This is a genomic window from Synechococcus sp. PCC 6716 (assembly GCF_022570815.1).
GTDB lineage: Bacteria > Cyanobacteriota > Cyanobacteriia > Thermosynechococcales > Thermosynechococcaceae > Thermosynechococcus > Thermosynechococcus lividus.
In genome coordinates this window covers 1-19649 of the sequence record NZ_JAKLTU010000005.1, presented here as the reverse complement: position 1 = coordinate 19649, position 19649 = coordinate 1, and the positions used below count along the sequence as shown (strand labels likewise).

Annotated in this window: 18 protein-coding genes and 1 pseudogene; 9 read left to right on the top strand and 10 right to left on the bottom strand. The window is 52.2% G+C overall.

The annotated features are described in order from the left end of the window. Positions 1 to 19 precede the first annotated feature (19 nt). Together gatB and L5220_RS04650 are read left to right on the top strand one after the other, a co-directional pair. Positions 20 to 1585, top strand: a complete 1566-nt coding sequence (gene gatB, locus L5220_RS04655; RefSeq protein ID WP_099799027.1) for an Asp-tRNA(Asn)/Glu-tRNA(Gln) amidotransferase subunit GatB — start codon at positions 20 to 22, stop codon at positions 1583 to 1585. A gap of 8 nt (positions 1586 to 1593) precedes the next feature. Then, positions 1594 to 1959 carry a DUF1823 family protein gene (locus L5220_RS04650; RefSeq protein WP_499571978.1) on the top strand — a complete coding sequence of 122 codons (366 nt, stop codon included), beginning with the start codon at positions 1594 to 1596 and terminating at the stop codon, positions 1957 to 1959. Here the strand turns inward: L5220_RS04650 and bioA are convergent. The 7 genes and pseudogenes from bioA to L5220_RS04615 form a co-directional block, all read right to left on the bottom strand. Beyond that, positions 1953 to 3260 carry an adenosylmethionine--8-amino-7-oxononanoate transaminase gene (gene bioA / locus L5220_RS04645; protein WP_099799029.1) on the bottom strand — a complete coding sequence of 436 codons (1308 nt, stop codon included), beginning with the start codon at positions 3258 to 3260 and terminating at the stop codon, positions 1953 to 1955. The genes L5220_RS04650 and bioA overlap by 7 nt on opposite strands. 2 nt (positions 3261 to 3262) lie before the next feature. Further along, complete coding sequence (locus L5220_RS04640; RefSeq protein WP_099799890.1) at positions 3263 to 3550, bottom strand: YlxR family protein; 288 nt, start codon at positions 3548 to 3550, stop codon at positions 3263 to 3265. 13 nt (positions 3551 to 3563) lie between these two features. Next, positions 3564 to 4760 (bottom strand): transcription termination factor NusA, encoded by a 1197-nt coding sequence (gene nusA / locus L5220_RS04635; RefSeq protein WP_499571975.1) that lies wholly within the window; start codon positions 4758 to 4760, stop codon positions 3564 to 3566. A gap of 42 nt (positions 4761 to 4802) precedes the next feature. Then, a complete protein-coding gene (rimP, locus tag L5220_RS04630) occupies positions 4803 to 5276 on the bottom strand; it encodes a ribosome maturation factor RimP (protein WP_099799891.1) in 474 nt (157 codons plus the stop codon). Positions 5277 to 5969: 693 nt separating this feature from the next. After that, a complete protein-coding gene (locus L5220_RS04625; RefSeq protein ID WP_499571973.1) occupies positions 5970 to 6218 on the bottom strand; it encodes a CRR7 family NDH-1 assembly protein in 249 nt (82 codons plus the stop codon). A gap of 44 nt (positions 6219 to 6262) precedes the next feature. Continuing rightward, complete coding sequence (locus L5220_RS04620) at positions 6263 to 6835, bottom strand: peroxiredoxin family protein (protein WP_499571971.1); 573 nt, start codon at positions 6833 to 6835, stop codon at positions 6263 to 6265. 380 nt (positions 6836 to 7215) lie between these two features. Further along, positions 7216 to 7707, bottom strand: a pseudogene (locus tag L5220_RS04615) (IS1 family transposase); the annotation flags it as partial. A 259-nt stretch (positions 7708 to 7966) separates the two neighbouring features. On the opposite strand from L5220_RS04615, the gene ldpA reads away from it, so the two are divergent. Further along, positions 7967 to 9007, top strand: a complete 1041-nt coding sequence (gene ldpA, locus L5220_RS04610) for a circadian clock protein LdpA (RefSeq protein WP_499571966.1) — start codon at positions 7967 to 7969, stop codon at positions 9005 to 9007. Further along, positions 9000 to 10703 (top strand): R3H domain-containing nucleic acid-binding protein, encoded by a 1704-nt coding sequence (locus L5220_RS04605; protein ID WP_448524501.1) that lies wholly within the window; start codon positions 9000 to 9002, stop codon positions 10701 to 10703. Before ldpA ends, L5220_RS04605 begins: the two co-directional genes overlap by 8 nt. Positions 10704 to 10893: 190 nt before the next feature. On the opposite strand, the gene L5220_RS04600 is transcribed toward L5220_RS04605, so the two are convergent. Then, the gene (locus tag L5220_RS04600) at positions 10894 to 11346 is read right to left on the bottom strand and encodes a type IV pilin-like G/H family protein (protein WP_499571964.1); all 453 of its coding nucleotides are present in this window, start codon (positions 11344 to 11346) and stop codon (positions 10894 to 10896) included. Between the two features lie 229 nt (positions 11347 to 11575). Here L5220_RS04600 and ftsH point away from each other — a divergent pair, with 229 nt between their 5' ends. The 5 genes from ftsH (at position 11576) to L5220_RS04575 (ending at position 18693) form a co-directional block, all read left to right on the top strand. Continuing rightward, on the top strand, positions 11576 to 13504 hold the full coding sequence (gene ftsH / locus L5220_RS04595; protein WP_499571962.1) for an ATP-dependent zinc metalloprotease FtsH: 1929 nt from the start codon (positions 11576 to 11578) through the stop codon (positions 13502 to 13504). Between the two features lie 14 nt (positions 13505 to 13518). Further along, a complete protein-coding gene (locus tag L5220_RS04590) occupies positions 13519 to 15660 on the top strand; it encodes an ATP-binding protein (protein ID WP_499571959.1) in 2142 nt (713 codons plus the stop codon). A gap of 47 nt (positions 15661 to 15707) precedes the next feature. Next, positions 15708 to 16796, top strand: a complete 1089-nt coding sequence (locus L5220_RS04585) for an LOG family protein (RefSeq protein ID WP_448514738.1) — start codon at positions 15708 to 15710, stop codon at positions 16794 to 16796. 58 nt (positions 16797 to 16854) lie between these two features. Further along, positions 16855 to 18150, top strand: coding sequence for an adenylosuccinate lyase (purB, locus tag L5220_RS04580; protein ID WP_499571956.1), 1296 nt, complete (start codon positions 16855 to 16857; stop codon positions 18148 to 18150). Positions 18151 to 18246: 96 nt separating this feature from the next. Beyond that, entirely contained in the window at positions 18247 to 18693 is a 447-nt protein-coding gene (locus L5220_RS04575; protein WP_499571955.1) for a transposase family protein, read from the top strand. Here the strand turns inward: L5220_RS04575 and L5220_RS04570 are convergent. Both L5220_RS04570 and L5220_RS04565 read right to left on the bottom strand, forming a co-directional pair. After that, on the bottom strand, positions 18690 to 19463 hold the full coding sequence (locus tag L5220_RS04570) for an ISL3 family transposase (RefSeq protein ID WP_499571952.1): 774 nt from the start codon (positions 19461 to 19463) through the stop codon (positions 18690 to 18692). The two genes, L5220_RS04575 and L5220_RS04570, sit on opposite strands and share 4 nt — an antisense overlap. Next, positions 19460 to 19649 (bottom strand): transposase family protein (locus L5220_RS04565; RefSeq protein ID WP_499571950.1); only part of this gene is annotated, 190 nt, incomplete at its 5' end. The genes L5220_RS04565 and L5220_RS04570, both read right to left, overlap by 4 nt.

Here is a 19649-nt window from a genome sequence, read left to right as displayed (position 1 = left end):
TGGGAATTACAGGCTCAGCATGGCAAAAGCAACCAAAAAGAAATCACCGAAATCTACAGCAACAAAAGCCGCCAAGCCAGAGACGGGAGCCACACCAGCAGTGGTGGATCCTGCCACTCTCACCTACGAGGCGGTGATTGGCCTAGAAATTCACTGCCAGCTTAATACCGCCACAAAAATCTTTTCCGGTAGCTCGACTCAATTTGGTGCGCCGCCAAATACGAATATTGATCCGGTGTGTTTGGGGCTGCCGGGCACCTTACCGGTGCTCAACGAGAAAGTGCTGGCCTATGCGGTTAAGGCGGGTTTGGCACTGAATTGCCAGATTGCCCCCTACAGTAAATTCGACCGCAAGCAGTACTTCTACCCTGATCTACCTAAAAATTACCAAATTTCCCAGTACGATCTGCCAATTGCCCAGCACGGCTTTCTGGAAATTGAGTTGATCGATGACGCGGGTACCGTCCGTCGTAAAAATATAGGCATTACCCGGCTACACATGGAAGAGGATGCAGGGAAGTTGGTTCACGCGGGGAGCGATCGCCTTGCCGGTTCGACCTACTCCCTTGTGGATTTGAACCGGGCAGGTGTTCCCTTAGTAGAAATTGTTTCAGAGCCAGATCTGCGCAGTGGCCAAGAAGCAGCGGAATATGCCCAAGAGCTACGACGTATCCTGCGCTATTTAGGCGTTTGTGACGGCAATATGCAGGAAGGGTCTCTGCGCTGTGATGTCAACATTTCTGTGCGGCCAGTGGGGGCAACCACCTTTGGGACGAAGGTGGAAATTAAAAATATGAACTCTTTCAATGCCATCCAGCGCGCTATTGATTACGAAATTGAACGCCAAGTGACAGCAATTAAGGCGGGGGAACCCATCATCCAAGAAACTCGCCTTTGGGATGAGGCCACTCAGCGCACCCTAACGATGCGGGTCAAGGAAGGCTCTAGCGATTACCGTTATTTCCCGGAGCCGGATCTAGGGCCTATTGAAGTGAGCACCGAGCAATTGGCGGCATGGCGCAAGGAACTGCCGGAACTGCCCGCCCAAAAGCGGCGCCGCTACGAGTCGGAGTGGAGTTTGCCCCCTCAAGATGCCCGGGTGCTAACGGATGAGCGGGTGGTGGCCGAGTACTTTGAAGCTACAGTGGCGGCAGGGGCACCCCCCAAACAAGCAGCGAATTGGATTATGGGGGATATAACCGCCTACCTCAAGGAACAGAAGCTCAGTATTGAGGCATTGCCCCTCACCCCCGCAGGGTTAGCGGAACTCATTGACCTCATAGAATCGGGCACCATTAGCAGCAAAATTGCTAAAGACTTACTGCCAGAGTTGTTAGCGAACGGTGGGTCTGCTAAAGCACTGGTGGCGCAAAAAGGCGTGAGCCAAATTTCCGATGTGGCCACTCTTGAGGCCATGATTGATGAAGTACTGGCAGCCCATCCCAATGAACTGGCACAGTATCGCGCGGGTAAAACCAAGCTACAGGGCTTCTTTGTCGGGCAGATGATGAAGAAAACCGGTGGCCGTGCGGATCCAAAGCTCACCAATCAACTTCTCGTGGCTAAGTTGAACGCTGAAGCCTAATCCTAGCCATGATTTCACCGTTGCCTCCGTTGACAACAGAGACCCTCTGGCAAATTCTCAATGATGAAATTGAGGATGCCACAGTGAACCACCTATTGTGGCACTGTCTGGGGTACCGCTACGATCCTGACCAGCAGACGTGGCGCTGCGATCGCGTCCCCGCGGAATGGGCCACAGCCTACCCCGATCCCCCCGACTTTATTGGCAGTCGCCCAGCAATTGTCAAGCTAACCCGCTCAATTCCAGCTGCCCATAAGCAACTCTTGAAGGAGCAGTTAGGGTTTGAGGGCTACCAGATTAGCGAATTAACCCCGCGCCGCACCCGCCGCGCCACCGCCGTCAACTGGCTGCTAAGTTACCTAGCGAGTCACTGACCGAAGAGGCCCTCAGCGACTTCGATCGCCACTTGGCGAATTGCGCCATAGACGGCGGCCAGTTGCGTTTCAGTAATGCAGTAGGGCGGCAGAATATAGAGCGTTGAACCCAAGGGACGCAATAACACCCCTAGCTCCAAAAAACGGCGGCGCAGTTTTGGTACTAGCGCACTAAAATAAGAGGTCTGCTGGTCAAGGACGAGTTCCATCGCCGCAATAGTGCCACAGGTACGGAACTGGTGCAGATTGGGCACATCCGCAAGGTAAGTCTGCTGACACTGCCAGTGAAGAGCTTCTAAGCGCTCATAGGTGTGCGGCTGTGCCAGCAACAATTGCAAGGAGGCCACACTGACTGCACAGGCGAGGGGATTGCCGGTGTAGGAGTGGCTATGGAAGAAGGCTCGCGCCGGATCATCGTCGTAAAATGCTTGATAAATCGCCTCAGTGGCCAAGGTCACCGCAAGGGGTAAGCAGCCTCCTGATAAGCCTTTAGATAAGCAGAGCACATCCGGCTGGGTTCCGGCTTTTTCGCAGGCAAAGAGGGCACCCGTGCGCCCAAAGCCAGTCATAACCTCGTCGTACACCACCAATACCCCATAGGCCTTTGCTAGTGCGGAGACCGCCTGTAAAAATTCAGGGCGACACATCCGCATCCCTGCGGCACCCTGCACTAAGGGTTCGATAAATAGGGCTGCATACTCATTCGGTGCAGCATCCAGCGTCTTTTGCAGTTCAGCAAGCGCTGCTGCTTCCTTAGCGCTGACGTCTGGGTCATCCGGATAGGTGGCGGGATAGGGAACAACGGTTAGGGGGGGCAGTAGCGGCTGAAAGGGTTGCCACCACGGGGAACTTTGGCCGACGGTCATCGCCCCTAGGGTATCGCCATGGTAGCCACCGGCAAAGCCAATCAGGCGCGATCGCTGGGGCTGGCCGACCTGCTGCCAATACTGGTAAGCCATTTTGAGGGCAACTTCAACTGCGGTTGAGCCATTATCCGAAAAAAAGACCCGTTGCAGTGGAGCGGGGGTGTGCTCACACAGGAGGTGCGCTAGGGTTTCCGCTGGCTCGTGGCTAAAGCCAGTAAAAATGACGTGCTCAAGGGTTTGCGCCTGGTGATAGAGTGCCTCTGCCAGCACAGGATGGCTGTGACCATGGAGGGTGACCCACCAACTAGAAATGGCATCAATGATCTGGCGCCCCTCCTTCAGCTCAAGGATGGCACCGGCTGCCCGCTCGACATGGAGTGGGGGGTCAGCGGTTTTCATTTGGGTGAAGGGCTGCCAAATAGGTGAGTGTGGCATGGCTAGGTCTCCGGCGGGGGCACAGCGTTACCGTCAGCCTGACTAGACTTAAGGCAAGCCTTTAGGGTACTGAAGACCGTATCGGGAACCGCACAGCGGAGCGATCGCCCGAGGCGTTTTTTTTGCTGCGCCAGTTTTAGGCACTCTGACGTAGGACAGAGGTAGGCCGATCGCCCCATCCCCTCGCCAACCTTGACGGCATGGTCAGGCCAACGGCGGACAATGCGCCAAAATTCAGTGCGATTCGCTACACGACCGCAGGCCACGCAGCGCCGCTGTGGTATCCCCATGGACATATCTCCCTTAACTTGCCGTGTTTTGATCCTGATCCTCTAGGGCGGCGATCGCCAACCGATCTTCCTCCTCGTAGTTGTAGGTTGTACTGTCGCGGACTTCAATTTTCCAACCGGTGAGGCGGGTTGCCAAACGAACATTTTGACCTTCTTTGCCAATGGCTTGGGACACCTTATCGGGAGCCACCAGCACATGGGCAATTCGGGCTTCGGGATTAATCAGGCGCACTTCTTCCACAGGAGCTGGGCTGAGGGAGTTAGCAATGTAGGTGGCTGGATCCGGCGACCACCGAATCACATCAATTTTCTCGCCGCGCAACTCATTGACCACCGCTTGAATACGAGAGCCGCGCGCCCCAATGCAGGCACCCACCGGATCCACATCCCGCTCTAGGGTATCCACCGCAATTTTGGTTCGCGGCCCTACCTTATGGTTCGGGGGATTGGCCTCGCGGGCAATGGCAACGATCCGCACCACTTCATCTTCAATTTCCGGGACTTCGTTGGCAAATAAATACACCACTAGCCCAGCATCTGCCCGAGAGACCTCCAGTTGTGCTCCCCGTTGCGGCCCTTCCTTAACCCGCTTGAGATAGACCTTAAAGGTCGAATTGGCACGGTAATTATCGTTGGGGAGTTGCTCCCGTTTAGGTAGCTCCGCTTCGACCTCCGGCTGGCTGGCATCGCTGCGCACTGCCATAATTACAGAGCGGCGTTCAAACCGCAAAACCCGACCCAGTAATACGGTGCCTTCTAAGTCTTGGAATTCCTCCTGTATCAGTCGGCGCTGCTGATCCCGTAGCTTTTGAGACAACACTTGTTTGGTTTGTATGGCAGCCATGCGGCCGAATTCTTGGTGGTCGGGGGTCACGTCCAACAGCACCGTATCCCCTAATTGGGCATCCTGTACGACTTCCACCACGTCCGCAAGGGCAATCTCACGATCTGGGTTGGTAACTGTTTCCGTAATAGTTTTTGTGGCCAGCACCCGAAATCCTTCCTGCTCGGTATCTAACTCCACTTCAAAATTGGCAAAGTGATCGTCCTCGAAGTGGGCATGGTCAGGGCGCAAGCTGCGGCGATACCGCTCGTAACCTTTGAGAAGGGCTTCCTGAAGGGCTTGGTGGACGGCATGTTTTGGTAAGTGCCGCTCCTGACTGATTTCGTTAATCATGGCCCGTAGGCCCGGTAAGCGATAGGTACTCATGGTAAGCTCCAAATGGATGTGTCGTTAAGCTGCCCAGACCCTTTAAGCCTCGGCAGGGGGGGTGTAAAGCTGAACCGTGGCAATCAGGGCACGCGGAATGGCCAGCGATCGCCCCTTTTGACTCAGATAGACATTAACCTCATCCCGGCGAACTAGGTTGCCCTCCCATAGGGTTTTGCCGCGATGGGGCGCAGTAGTGGTCACCCGCACGGGAAAGCCACGAAACGTACTGAAGTCGCGATCGCTCGTCAAGAAATCCGACAGACCCGGACTTGACACCTCCAGCACGTAAGCACAGGTCAGATCCGCCGTTGCATCCAACACGCTTTCAAGGGCGCGACTCATGCGCTCACAGTCGTCTAAACTGGTGTCGGTGCCAGGGTGCCGCACCTCAACCCGCAGAATTGGCGGCGACTGATGGGTGTGCCACTGCACACTCACAAGGTCTAGGTGTTCTTGGTTAGCGACCTGCTGCGCCAGTGCTTGGACAACAGGTAGAAGCGATTGCATTGTCATAGGAAATAAAAAAGGCGGGTCATTGCCCACCGTACACACGTAGAGTGTCTGTAAACTAAGCCCCTACAGTACACGGTACCGCTGGAGACTCTACTAGTGGTTGTACACCGTCTGGGCGTAACCCATAGATGCATGGTGCCTCAACCACTTGGCTGGTTTACACGCAGCCATCACCGTGACTCACCACAGGTGTCCTACACTTTACAAGTGTACACCGTCGCAACACATGTCTGCGCTACTGGATGCATAACAAAGGAGTTGGTCAGTACGGCCTCTCTAAGCTCACGAGTGTTGAATTTAGTAAAGAAAGACAGAAAAAAGTAGCCAAACAGCTATGATTTGGCTACAAATACAACAAATAATTGTTTGTGAGCATCCTAAAATCTCTCCTGGGTATTGTCAAATCTTTACTCGTTGAGTTGCCCAGCCGTGATGACCCTAAACTCAACTCACAGTGATTTTTCCTCTTGTGGCTCACCCTCATTTTAGATAAAAACGTCAACAGTTGTCATGCCCTATTGTTTCAGTTAAAATACCATAACGTCAAATTCAACCTGTCCACCATTTCCAAAGCTTGGAAACACAGAGACCCTGCGCCAATTCAGAAGATTTACCAAAAATTAGTTCGAAACCTGTGGTAATCTTTGATTCAGTCACGGTAGTTCACGTGGCTTAGATAACGATGCTTGTGAGCTATGTTTTCTCTAGGCGCACTGCATACCACTGCACATAGCCGCCATTGGGCAGTCGTAGCTCGCAACCAGTGTCTATCAGGTGTTGCGCTTGGCTAACGGCATCAGGTAACGGCTGTAAATCGTAGGGCAACTCTAAGTCCGGTAATTCTAAATAGGTCACAAGCTTCTCTTGCAACTCTGCCGCAGTTAGAAACACCTCTGTGGCGGTGGTTGACTCCAAAAMAACATACCAGCCTTCTCTAGGCATTACATCCACCCCGATAAAAATGATCCATTGAGTTCACGTCCAGTCTAGGCACCAGCTTGAAGTGCCTCCACCTCTTTCAGGAGCCGCTCAATGGGTGCATTTGCCTCCAAAAAGGAAAAGAGATGCTTATACCGTAGCGTTCCCTGCCGATCAATCAAGAATTGCGCTGGTAAGGGTGCCCCCAATGCTTGCCCTGTTCGATACTTACGAAACAGGCGACATTGGGGATCCACCAGCAATGGCATCTTCAACCCCAAGTCTGCTACCACTTGTTCACTTTGCCGTTGATCAGTACTCGTGACCACAAGTACTGCTGCCCCCTTGCTCTGAAATGTTTCATAGTGTTCATTTAGCGCTTTGAGATGGGGGTAGCACAAGGGACAGTACTGGTGCTCTGTGAAAATGCGGGTAAACGCGAGTAGTAGGGGCTGCTCTTGCCACACTGCTGAAAGACGCACCTGGTTAGCCAACCCAACTGCAGGCAATTCACCGTCAGGAACCGCTTCTCCCTGTAGCAGTTGATTATGAGCAGGCACAGGCCATGCATTTTGCCAAAAGCGGTCATTAAAAAGGCCACTGAAGTTATTCGAGGTCAGGAAAGGTAACTGAATGGCCATAACTCTCTCTTGCTCTTAACTGCTCAGCCCCTAGGGAGATATTTTAATGGCTGTTGGCTCCAGAAATGTTGAAAGTAGATACATAACTTTACATTTTTAGGGGGTTGCCCCCATGAGCAGCCGAAAAGGTCGATTGCTCAGGATGCGATCGATCCAAATGTATATAACTCAATTCGTGACTCATGCACCCTTGCAAATAACGCAGTTTATCTAAAACTTTATTTCCCGAGATCTGTAGGATTTCAACCAACAATAAAATCAAATAAGCAATCAAGCAACGGTAGTCCTAAAGATGTAAGAGCATTGCTGAATAGAGCTATGAGTTAGAGAGGAATGGGTAATTTTTGAAACTTCAAATAATAAATTAGTAAACCAATAGACTATCTTAATATCTCTACGGATTTAGAATAGCACAGTTTTTTCCGGTACAACCGAGCACGATAATGTCTTAAACGTGTATGCTCACTGTTTACTCTCGTCATATACCTCTTGCTAACTATATGGTCTTCGTCCGCTATGAAATGTCCATAAACTGGCCATCCATCAGTTACATAAAAATAACATCCCCATAATTTTACTAATTGCCACAAAGGATGGAATGTTTCATGACGACGATCGCCTATGACCCAGCCTAAAATTCCTTTTCTAAAGTGGCCAACGGCTCTCCACAGCCAGATTTTGTTGTTTGAGCCGACAAACGTTTCCAACTCATCGGGTTCTGCTACCTCAGGACTTGCTTCAGAGTCATTAGCATTTGGCAACCGTGTTCCCACAGATTTTACCCAATGAATCATAGTGGTGTGATGGACTCCCTTTAATCGCTCTATCGCTCTAAATTCCATCCCATTCACATAGGCGGTCAGGTATTCCTGTACAGAACCTTACGCCGGTGGAGAGGAGGCCGCTACTCATCTTCTGGAGGCAGGGGTTGAGTACATCACCTCATTAAAGCAGGAACCTTCATCGGCGACGATGGAACCCAATGGTTTTACGATCAAAACGGTTACCATTACCTGTAAGGCTGATGGATGGTATGTAACATGGGGTCACTGAGAAACCCATACTCTATGCGTCAGCATGAGTGCGGAAGTATGTCACGGTAAATGTACAGTCTTGATGCGCTTGTGCCCTATGCCCGATATTGCCACACCCTTAGCCGCCCTCAGGCAGCACCGCTGGTTTAAGCTCATTAACGGTGCCAGTTTTCAGGATGTGGCACAGGTGTATAATGTGACGCTGGCCTACAGCTTAGCGGGTGCCGACTGCATTGATGTGGCAGCGGATTCAGCGGTGATTCAGGCAGCGGTTGAAGCAGTGGAAACAGCCCAAAGGCTTGGGGGGGGCCGTCCGCTGATCATGGTGAGTATTAACGATGGCGCAGACCCCCACTTTCGCAAAGCCACCTTTGATCCGCGCCAATGCCCCACCGACTGTGAGCGGCCTTGTCAGCGAATTTGTCCCGCTGCTGCGATTTCGTTTACTGCCGATGTGCAAGGAATCCTGCGCGATCGCTGTTATGGCTGTGGGCGCTGTTTACCCCTGTGCCCCGCTGGCCTTATCCAGACCTACGAACAACCCGCTGCCTTTGCCAACATCACCCCCCTGATTCAGGCAGGCACCGTGCAAGCCCTTGAAATTCATACCCAGCCCCATCGCTACGATGCCTTTTACGCCCTGTGGCAGCAGGTACAGCCGTGGACAGGGTACCTGAAAGTACTAGCCATTAGCTGTCCCCAAGGGGAAGAGGTCATCAGCTATCTGCGGTGGCTCAGTGAGTTGATCCAGCCCCTGCAGTGTGAACTCATCTGGCAGGCGGATGGTCGCCCTATGAGTGGCGATATTGGCGATGGGGCAACCCGAGCCACCATTCAATTTGGCCAAGCCATTCTGGAGGCAAATTTACCCGGATTTGTCCAGCTTGCGGGCGGCACAAATGGGCATACGGTTGCTAAACTCAGGGCAATGGGGTTATTGCCGCCACGGGCAACAGCAAAGGCGATCGCCGGTGTCGCCTACGGCAGTTATGCCCGCAAGTGCTTGGCCGTGTTTCACACAATGGCCGATCAACCATGGCAAACCGTTCCCGACATTCTCAATGCGGCGGTTGCCGCAGCGGCTGCTCTTGTCCACCCTCTCAAATCTGTCCCGTCGCCCCTTGCACCCTATGGTTGAATTGACTGCTGGACAACGTCAGGTTACCGATGATTTGGATCAACTACTGGCCATTTTGCCACCACCCTTGGGGTACTCCCTCACTGATCATCCCCAGCGCGAAGAACTCCTAGAAATTGTTTTAGACTTAGGGCGGCTGCCGGAAGCCCGGTTTATGCAAAGTACCCAGTACCTTGCCGAAACCCCTGTTAGCCGCGAGATGCTACAGTACGCCGTGGCTCGAGTGGGTGAGTTTAGCGGCGATAATCGCGCTGGCATTGAACGCACCCTGCACCGGATTAGCGCCCTGCGGAACCGTCAGGGCACCATCATTGGCCTCACCTGCCGCGTGGGTCGCGCTGTTTTTGGCACGATTGGCATGATTCGCGATCTGGTAGAAAGTGGCCAATCCATTTTGTTGCTGGGTCGCCCCGGTGTGGGTAAAACCACTGCCTTGCGGGAAATGGCGCGGGTCTTAGCGGATGATTTGCGTAAACGAGTGGTGATTATTGACACCTCCAACGAAATTGCTGGTGATGGCGATATTCCCCATCCAGCCATTGGTCGAGCGCGGCGGATGCAGGTGGCCCGCCCCGAACTCCAGCACCAAGTGATGATTGAGGCGGTGGAAAACCACATGCCGCAGGTGATTGTTATTGATGAAATTGGCACCGAACTGGAAGCCTTAGCGGCTCGCACCATTGCTGAGCGGGGGGTGCAACTCATTGGCACCGCCCACGGCAACCAAATTGAAAATTTGATTAAAAATCCGACCTTGGCAGACTTGGTGGGGGGGATTCAATCCGTGACCCTTGGGGATGAGGAGGCACGGCGGCGGGGCACCCAAAAAAGTGTTCTTGAACGGAAAGCTCCTCCCACCTTTCAGATTGCAGTCGAAATGCTCGAGCGCGATCGCTGGGTTGTTCACCTCGATGTGGCCGAAAGTGTCGATCTGCTCCTGCGGGGGCGCGTACCCAGTCCTGAGTTACGCACCGTTGCCGAGAATGGCACTGTCGTTGTCACCCATCCGGAGCCGGAACCTAGTCCCCAACGTTCAGAGTGGCCACCTGCCAACGTCCGCAGTTCATGGCGCGACAGTGGCCAGATGCAACCCCTAGGAGAGCCGCTGCGCGATCGCGCCAACTTTGCCCAGCTTCTCGAAGCAACCCTAGATGCACCGACCGTTGGCCCCAACGGCGAGGAACTGCCCCTGCACATTTTTCCCTACGCGGTGAGCCGCCACCACCTCGAGCAAGCCATTCACACCCTGCATCTGCCGGTGGTGATTACGCGAGACATTGATCAAGCAGATGTAATTCTTACCCTGCGATCGCACCTAAAGGGGGAAAGTAAATTACGGCATCTGGCTCATATTCACCATTTGCCAGTCCATAGCATTAAAGCCAATAGCATGGCTCAAATTGTGCGGGGGCTGCGGCACCTATTAGGGATGGAAGACACCAGCCCAACGGACACAGCCGATCTATCCTTGTTTAGTCCTAGCGGCAGTAACGATGAACTCGAAGCCCTTGAGGAAGCCCGCCTTGCGGTCGAAGAAATTGTTCTGCCCAAAGGGCAGGCGGTCGAGCTACTGCCCCGCTCCGCCAATATTCGCCGGATGCAACACGAACTCATTGAGCACTATCAGTTAACCGCCTGTAGCTTCGGCGAAGAACCCAACCGGCGGCTACGCATTTATCCTAGCCGTCCCCATTAGCGGCTGAGTACCGTTATGGATGCCTAGAGGACGCATTCAGTAAGACGATATGTCCCGATGCGCCCTATCTCAGGCCATCCTGAGAGCAGGTGAACAGCAGGAACTGCAACAACGACGCGCGAATGTGTTGCAAAACACAAAAAAAGCCAAGGGAGTCACCTTGGCCGGATGAAAATATCGTGTTTAGCAGTTAACTGCAACTAGGAGCTGCATTACTATTCCCTTCTATAACAGTGGAGGTGGTGATGCCACTGGCGACGGTGACGCAGCCGGTTACCCCTGTGCCAGCGGGATCGGTGGCAGCTGTACTAGCGCTTGCAGAGTTTCCAGCATTAGCAGTGATCTTTGGTGTGCTGTAGCCGTCGGGGGTAGAAACGCCTAATTTTAACTGGGTAACATTAGAAGCAAACGTTGTACTCTCAAGACGGTAGGCTTGCTGGGCACGGTTAATGGCACCGATGGTATTTTTGGCACTAGAGAGACGGGCTTTGGCGGCTTGGTTCAGCATGGAGGGCAGCGCAATGGCAGCCAGAATACCAATGATGATCACCACCACGAGTAGCTCAATGAGAGTGAAGCCTTCGTCAGCTTTTTTCTTGGCGAGCAGGTGCTGGAGGAATTTAGCTTTAAGCTCAGTTTTCATAACGATGAAACTCCTTGAATTCAAGTAAGGCAAGACAGATTGTCCCTAGAGATCAACATACCCATGCCACGGGGGTAAACTAACAGAGTATCTAAAAATTTTCCACGTTGATACGTTGCAGGCGTGAATAGCGACGACCGACTCATCCCCGCTATGTACATGGATAGGGGGTTTCGCAAGATCAGTTAAACTGGGAATAATTGTTCGATTTCGTCAGTGGCAGCTGCACATGAAGCACGGTCAACGCATTTCCCAGCGACTCAGTCAACTGGTTTTGGTGCTGGGCTTATCGTTAACCCCCACAAGCGTTGGGCTGGCGCAGTCGAGTAATAGCCAGACCGTGTCCTACAGCCAGTTTATTGCTGACCTCAAAGCTGGGGAGGTCAGCTCTGTCGAGCTGTACCAAGAGCAACGTCTAGCCAAGTTTCGGCGCAAGGATCAGCCAGAGAAGTCGCCCCCAAACGATGTCTTCCTCTTTGACCGCAATCCAGAATTGGTGGAACTCCTGCGGCAAGTCAGCCTCAAATATGGCACCCATGTGCGAGTTGTGCCCTCCGGTAGTGATAGCGTTGTGGTGGGGGTGATTTCTAATCTGTTGCTGGGGTTCTTCCTGCTCATTTTGTTTTTGATGATTATTCGCCGTGCCAATGGCGCTGGTGGCCCCGGTCAAATTTTGAATTTTGGCAAGTCGCGGGCACGCTTTCAGATGGAAGCTCAGACGGGTGTTACGTTTGATGATGTGGCTGGCATTGAAGAGGCTAAGGAAGAACTGCAAGAGGTCGTTACGTTCCTCAAAAGTGCCGAGAAGTTTACCTCTATTGGTGCGCGTATTCCCAAGGGGGTGCTGTTGATTGGGCCGCCGGGCACGGGTAAGACCCTTCTGGCCAAGGCGATCGCCGGTGAAGCCGCAGTGCCCTTCTTTTCTATTTCCGGTTCCGAATTTGTAGAAATGTTTGTTGGTGTCGGTGCCTCACGGGTGCGGGATCTGTTCAAAAAAGCCAAGGAGAATGCCCCTTGCTTGGTCTTTATTGATGAAATTGATGCCGTGGGTCGGCAGCGGGGAGCTGGCATTGGCGGTGGGAATGATGAGCGCGAGCAAACCCTCAACCAACTCCTGACAGAAATGGATGGGTTTGAAGGGAATACCGGCATTATTGTGATTGCAGCCACAAATCGCCCCGATGTCTTAGATGCGGCACTGCTGCGCCCCGGTCGATTTGACCGCCAAATTACCGTGGATTTGCCGAGCTACAAAGGCCGCCTACAAATTTTGCACGTCCATGCCCGCGATAAGAAGATAGCAGACGAGGTCTCCTTAGAGGCGATCGCCCGTCGTACCCCTGGGTTTTCTGGGGCAGAACTGGCGAACCTCCTCAACGAAGCTGCTATTCTCACGGCGCGTCGGCGCAAGAGTGCCATCTCAAACGCCGAAATTGACGATGCCTTTGATCGAGTCACCATTGGCATGACCCTCGCCCCCCTACTCAATAGCAAAAAGAAATGGCTCATCGCCTATCACGAAGTGGGGCACGCACTGCTCATGACGCTGCTGAAGCACGCAGACCCCCTCAACAAAGTGACGATTATCCCCCGCTCTGGGGGAGTGGGGGGCTTTGCCCAACAGATCTTTGATGAAGAGCGGGTGGACAGTGGGCTTTATACCCGCGCTTGGCTCCTAGATGAAATCACTATTCTCTTGGGGGGGCGTGCTGCCGAAGTTGAAATTTTTGGCGATGCCGAGGTTACCATCGGTGCGAGTAGTGATCTGCGGGCGGTGGCTAATTTGGCGCGGGAAATGGTCACCCGTTACGGGATGTCTGACTTGGGGCACCTTGCCCTTGAAACCCCGGGCAATGAAGTCTTTTTAGGGCGGGATCTCATGCCGCGATCGGAGTATTCAGAGGCGGTGGCGGTGCAGATTGACCATCAAGTGCGCGAAATTGTAATGCACTGCTACGACATTGCCCGTAAGCTCATCCGCGAACATCGCGCGGCGATTGACAAACTCGTTGAACTGCTACTGGAAAAAGAAACGATTGATGGGGATGAGTTCCGAGCATTGGTGCGCCAATACACCCATTTACCGGTGAAAGAACCAGCGTGGAAAGCAATGGCTACGCCAGTATCTTTTGTAGCCAACGACGCACAACAGTCATAGCTTAGGAGCAACCCATGGCGGCAGGGGAGCGAGGGCAGGTACGGCACCTGTTAGTGCTCGAAGATACTGCGGGTCGTCGTCCTATTCTTCTGGAAGCAGCCACCTATTCCATTGGGCGCGACCCCACGAACTCCATTGTGCTGCACTCAAAGATGGTGTCACGGCAGCATGGCTTACTGTTGCGAGTCACCAGTCCCGAGAGTAATAGCTATCTTTTTCGGCTTATTGATGGCGATCTCCAAGGAAAGCGCAGCACCAACGGTATTTTAGTGAATGGTCAGCGTACGATCGCCCATGATTTGCGCAGCGGCGACATGATCGTCTTTGGTGGCGATGTGCGGGCACGCTACTTGACGCTGACCAACCTGACCGATGAAGAATTTAGCGACTTTTGCCAAAGTACAGATGTATTGGGGTTCCTATCGAAAACCACCAACCCGTTTGCCACCTTGGTTCCCCATGACCAAGCCAATATTGAAGAATTTAGTGAAGCTGCCCTTGTGCGCCTAGCTTCCTACCCGGAATTGACCCCCACCCCCATTTTAGAAGTGGATTTAGAGGGTACGGTGACGTATCTGAACCCAGCAGCAGTGATGCAGTTTGGGGATTTACAGCAGCGCAAACTGAGTCACCCCTTGCTCATTGGCTTGCCAGAGCTAGCGTGCTATATGCAGCAAACCCAAGAAAAAGTCCATGTGCGGGAAGTGGAATACCAGCAGCGTATCTATGAACAGTCCATTCACTATATCTATGAGAGTGAATTAATTCGCAGCTATGTGATGGATGTTACCGATCGCAAGCGAGCGGAGGAGCAGTTGCGCAACCAAGCCCGTCGCGAAGCAATTATTAACCGGATTATTCAAGCCATGCGGACTACCATGGTGGCGGCGGAAGTCTTGCAAATTACGGCTGATCTTTTACTGGAGGTTCTTGGTTCTAGTCTGTGTTTGATTACCCAATCTACAGTTGATAGTTCTACCTATGCTGCGCGTGCCCACCTGAACCCGCCCCCGTCACCGTTGGTTGCCCTGAACAGAGCAGTTATTGCCACCTATGAACCCGCCTTAATCACGGGTGAACAGATCATGTTGATCACGGGAAGTGGGGAGATTCCGGATCGCCTCCAAGAGCAGATCACTCACTGTAATGTCAATGCTCTGGTGGTCACCCCCTTAATTTATCTGGGGCAACTGTTGGGGCATATTACTCTGCTGGAGGTTGACAGCGAGGCGATTGAGCGCACCTCGATCTTTTGGGGCGGTGGCCAAATGCTACAGCAAAGTTTACCCAATGGCTGGACTCTTGATGATCTAAGTTTAGTGAAAACCATTGCCGATCAGTGTGCCCTAGCGATTCATCAAGCCCAGCTTTACCAGAGGGTGCAGGAACTGAATGCGGATCTCGAGCGGCAAGTGCGGGCACGAACCGCAGAATTGGAGCAAAAAATGAAAGAGCTAGAGCGGCTCAATGCGCTCAAGGATGATTTTCTCAGTACCGTGTCTCACGAATTGCGCACCCCCATGGCCAATATGAAAATGGCAATTCACATGCTCAAACACACGCCCATGGACGAACGACAGCAGCGTTATCTGAATATCCTCAGCAATGAGTGTGCTCGTGAAACAGAGCTGATCAACGACCTGCTCGACCTTCAGCGCCTAGAAGCGGGGAACAGCCAAATTCAACAGGAGCTGATTGATCTCAATACATGGCTCCCCCTCATCCTTGAACCGTTTCATAACCGGATGCAGCAGCGGCAGCAGTGTTTGCGAATCGTCCAGCCCGCCTCGTTGCCGCCACTGCTCTCCAATCGCCACGCCTTGGAGCGCATTTTGGCAGAGCTACTGAACAATGCCTACAAGTACAGTCCGGCGGGTGGGCACATTACGTTATCCTTGCTGCTGCTAGAGGGCGATCGCCTGCAAATTCAAGTCAGCAACCCCTCTGAAATTCCCAGTAGCGAACTGCCGCGCATTTTTGAAAAGTTTTACCGCATCCCCAACGCCGACCCATGGCAGCAGGGGGGAACCGGCCTAGGCTTGGCCTTGACCCAAAAACTGGTGCAGCAATTACGGGGAGAGGTTAGTGTCACCAGTACTGCGGGTTACACCACCTTTACCCTTATTTTTCCCATTGCCAAAACTGCTGAGAGTTGATCCCCACCCCTAATGATAAAATAGGGTGCTAACATTTTCAGGGTGCCATGACCCTTTCGCGAGTCGCTTTAAGTAACCTACAGCGGGAGTTAGAGCAGTTATTAGCGCGCTTGGACAGCCAACCCCACGGCGATCTCATTTACCAAGCCCTGCAAATATTTACGAATATTGCTGACGAGGAACTCGAACGGCTGGATTGGAAAATACTCCGTTCGTGCTTGCGGGATATGCACCAAGCGCTGCGGGTGTTTGCCCCCTATCGCCACACCCGCAAAATTTCAATTTTTGGCTCCGCCCGTACAGTGGATACCGCACCGGTCTATCACATGGCGGTCAAGTTTGCCCAAGCAGCCAGTGCTGCCGGATTTATGATTATCACTGGCGCAGGGGGCGGCATCATGGAGGCGGGCAATAAAGGCGCTGGTCCGGAGAAGTCCTTTGGCCTCAACATTGAATTGCCCTTCGAGCAGGGAGCTAACCCCTACATCGAAGGCGACCCCCGCCTGATTCACTTTAAGTATTTCTTTACCCGCAAGGTATTTCTGATCAAGGAAACGGACGCGATCGCCGTCTTTCCGGGGGGCTTTGGCACCCAAGATGAAGCCTTTGAGTGTCTCACCCTCTGCCAAACGGGCAAAGCCCCGCCAACCCCGCTCGTGTTGATGGATGTGCCGGAAGGCACCTACTGGAAACGTTGGGATCAACTGGTGCAAGAGGAGTTTTGTGGCGCGGGTCTCATTAGTAACGAAGACCGCGAACTATATCGTATCTGCACCAATGTTGAGGAGGGGTTAGAGTATTTAAGCGGGTTTTATCGGGTGTATCACTCCTGCCGTTACGTGGGCGATCGCCTCGTGTTGCGCCTCAACCAAGACATTAGTGATGCGGCCTTGGCAGACCTTAATCGCGATTTTGCCGATATTCTTCTCTCCGGTAGCATTGAGCGCACTGCCCCCCTGCCGCGCGAAATAGAAGACGAACAGCCCACCAACCACCCCCTGTTGACCCATACCCTGCATCTGCCTCGCCTGATCCTGCACTTTAACCAGCGGGACTACAGTCGATTGTATCAACTGATTTATCGCCTCAATGGCTTGGCAACCGCCACAGCCACCTACCATCCCGAACGCAAGTAGGGCTGGACTGTATTGAGTTGATACTAGAAATTGACCATCACCAGTTGACAGCATACCCATGATTGAACGTTACACCCTTGCCCCGATGGGGCACCTTTGGACGGATGCCTATAAATTCAAAACGTGGCTCGATGTGGAACTAGCCGTTTGTGAAGCTCAGGCAGAACTAGGGTATATCCCTGCGGAGGCGTTGGCAGATATTAAAGCAAAGGCCGCCTTTGACCCGCAACGAGTGCTGGAAATCGAGGCCGAAGTCAAGCACGATGTGATTGCCTTTCTCACCAATGTCAACGAGTTTGTCGGTGATGCTGGGCGCTACATTCACCTTGGCTTGACCAGTTCCGATGTGCTAGATACCGGCTTGGCGTTGCAGTTAGTGGCGAGCTTGACCCTGCTTCAGGAACAATTAGAGCATCTTATCCAAGCCGTGCGCCATCGTGCCCAAGAACACCGCTATACCGTTATGGTAGGGCGCAGCCACGGCATTCATGCCGAACCCATTACCTTCGGCTTTAAGCTCGCTGGCTGGTTGGCCGAACTCCTGCGCCATCGCGATCGCCTCTGTCAGCTCCAGCGCACCATTGCAGTCGGTAAAATTTCTGGTGCAGTGGGCACCTACGCCAATATTGATCCACAGGTCGAAGCGATCGCCTGCCAAAAACTAGGATTACACCCCGATACTGCTTCTACTCAAGTGATCTCGCGCGATCGCCACGCTGACTATGCCCAAACGCTTGCCCTTTTGGGTGCTACACTTGAGCGCTTTGCGGTTGAAATTCGCAACCTCCAGCGCACCGATGTCCTCGAAGTCGAGGAATTCTTCTCTAAAGGGCAAAAAGGCTCCTCCGCCATGCCCCACAAACGCAACCCCATTCGTTCCGAGCGGGTCACCGGTCTCGCACGAGTGCTGCGCGGCAACGCCATGGCTGCCCTCGAAAACGTTGCCCTTTGGCATGAGCGGGATATTTCCCACAGTGCCGTAGAGCGGGTCATCCTCCCTGATAGCTCAATTCTATGCCACTTTATGCTGGTCGAGATGACGGACTTAGTGCAACACCTCCAAGTCTATCCCGAGAATATGCGCCGCAATATGAACTGCTACGGCGGGGTAATCTTTAGTCAGCGGGTGTTACTGGCACTGGTGGAAAAAGGCCTGAGCCGCGAAGCCGCCTATGCCCTAGTCCAAAAACACGCCCATGCCGCTTGGAACCGCACCGATGGTGACTTTGCCGCTAATCTCAGAGGCGATCCCGAGGTGATGCAGTACCTGAGCACCACTGAGTTAGAGGCGTGTTTTAACCCCGATCACCACCTCAAGTACCTCGAAGACATTTACCAGCGGCTGAGCATTTGAACCAACACCAGCCAGTGCAGCTCCTCAGCCTCACCCTCAATGTCGGGTCTATCGGACTTGGTATGCTAATGTAACATGCTATACGAAATCTAAGATATGCAGCTACTTCTAACTGATCTACTAAACCTACCTGGAATTGAGGTTGAAGATTATACCGATGTTGCGGGAGAATTGATTCTTATAGTGGAAGCAAAGACAACCGAGGCGATTTGCCCACGTTGCCAACAAAAAAGTTATCATTTACACCAGAATCATTGGTATCTAGTGCGAGATTTAAGCATCAGTGGACGAACCGTATTTCTTAAGATCAATCGTCGCCAGTTTAAGTGTCGAACTTGTGGTAAGCCATTCAGTGAAACGCTCGATTTCATCGGCAATCGTCGCAAGCAAACGGATCGATTTGCTCAGTCAATCGTGCAACAGGTTTTGCACAGCGACATTCATAATGTTGCAATTTCAAATGGTCTCACTGATGAAGAAGTATGGTCAATGGTACAGTATGTCAGTAAAAAAAACTGGCTCTATCGTCCGAGTTATGCTTAATCAATAGCTAAATGCCAGCAAATTAAGCAACGTAACTGAAAATTGTCAAAGTTCCTGAACCCATAACCTGACCGCTTGATCAGCTTCAATTTATTGTTAATACCTTCGACAACACCACTATTTGTGTGATTATCAAAATAGGCGGTGACTTCACCAAACCAACGACAAATTGTTCTTACGCTCTCTTGAAAAGAATCCTGAGCTTGAGCTAACCAATCGAGCAATTGAAAGGTTCCATCTTTCCAATCTTTTGCTTGCTCAAAGATGGCTCTAAACGATTCCTTCTCCTGATGCATTCGAGCCAGACTTGGCACTACTTCTCGAATTTCTTCCAGTTTTGCTTTTTGCTTCTGAGTTAGATTTTCCTCCGGCTTGAGTAAGGCATATTTACTTTGTTTGAGCGCGGCTGCAATCTGGGCTTTCTGGACTTCATTTACCGTCTGTTCATTCGCTTTACAAATACTTTGTCGAGCCTTATCCAATTCCTGATTCACAATCTTTATAACATGAAATCGGTCGGCAACCACCGTAGCATTAGGTAGAAGTTTATGAACCAAACTTTTATAGTTTCCAGATAGGTCAATGCTCACCTCAATAATTTGATTGAGTACTGCTGCTCCCCATACCTCAAGCACTTGCCTCACATCTTCCTGCTTGCGAGAAGGGGCAAGGGGAATTCGCCGCTCTAAATCGACCAAAACAACTATGTAATCTCCTTGTCCTTCACCTAAGGAAATCTCATCTATACCTAATCGTTTTACTGAACTCACATCGACGTTGAGTTTTTTTTACTGACATACTGTACCATTGACCATACTTCTTCATCAGTGAGACCATTTGAAATTGCAACATTATGAATGTTGCTGTGCAAAACCTGTTGCACGATTGACTGAGCAAATCGATCCGTTTGCTTGCGACGATTGCCGATGAAATCGAGCGTTTCATTGAATGGCTTA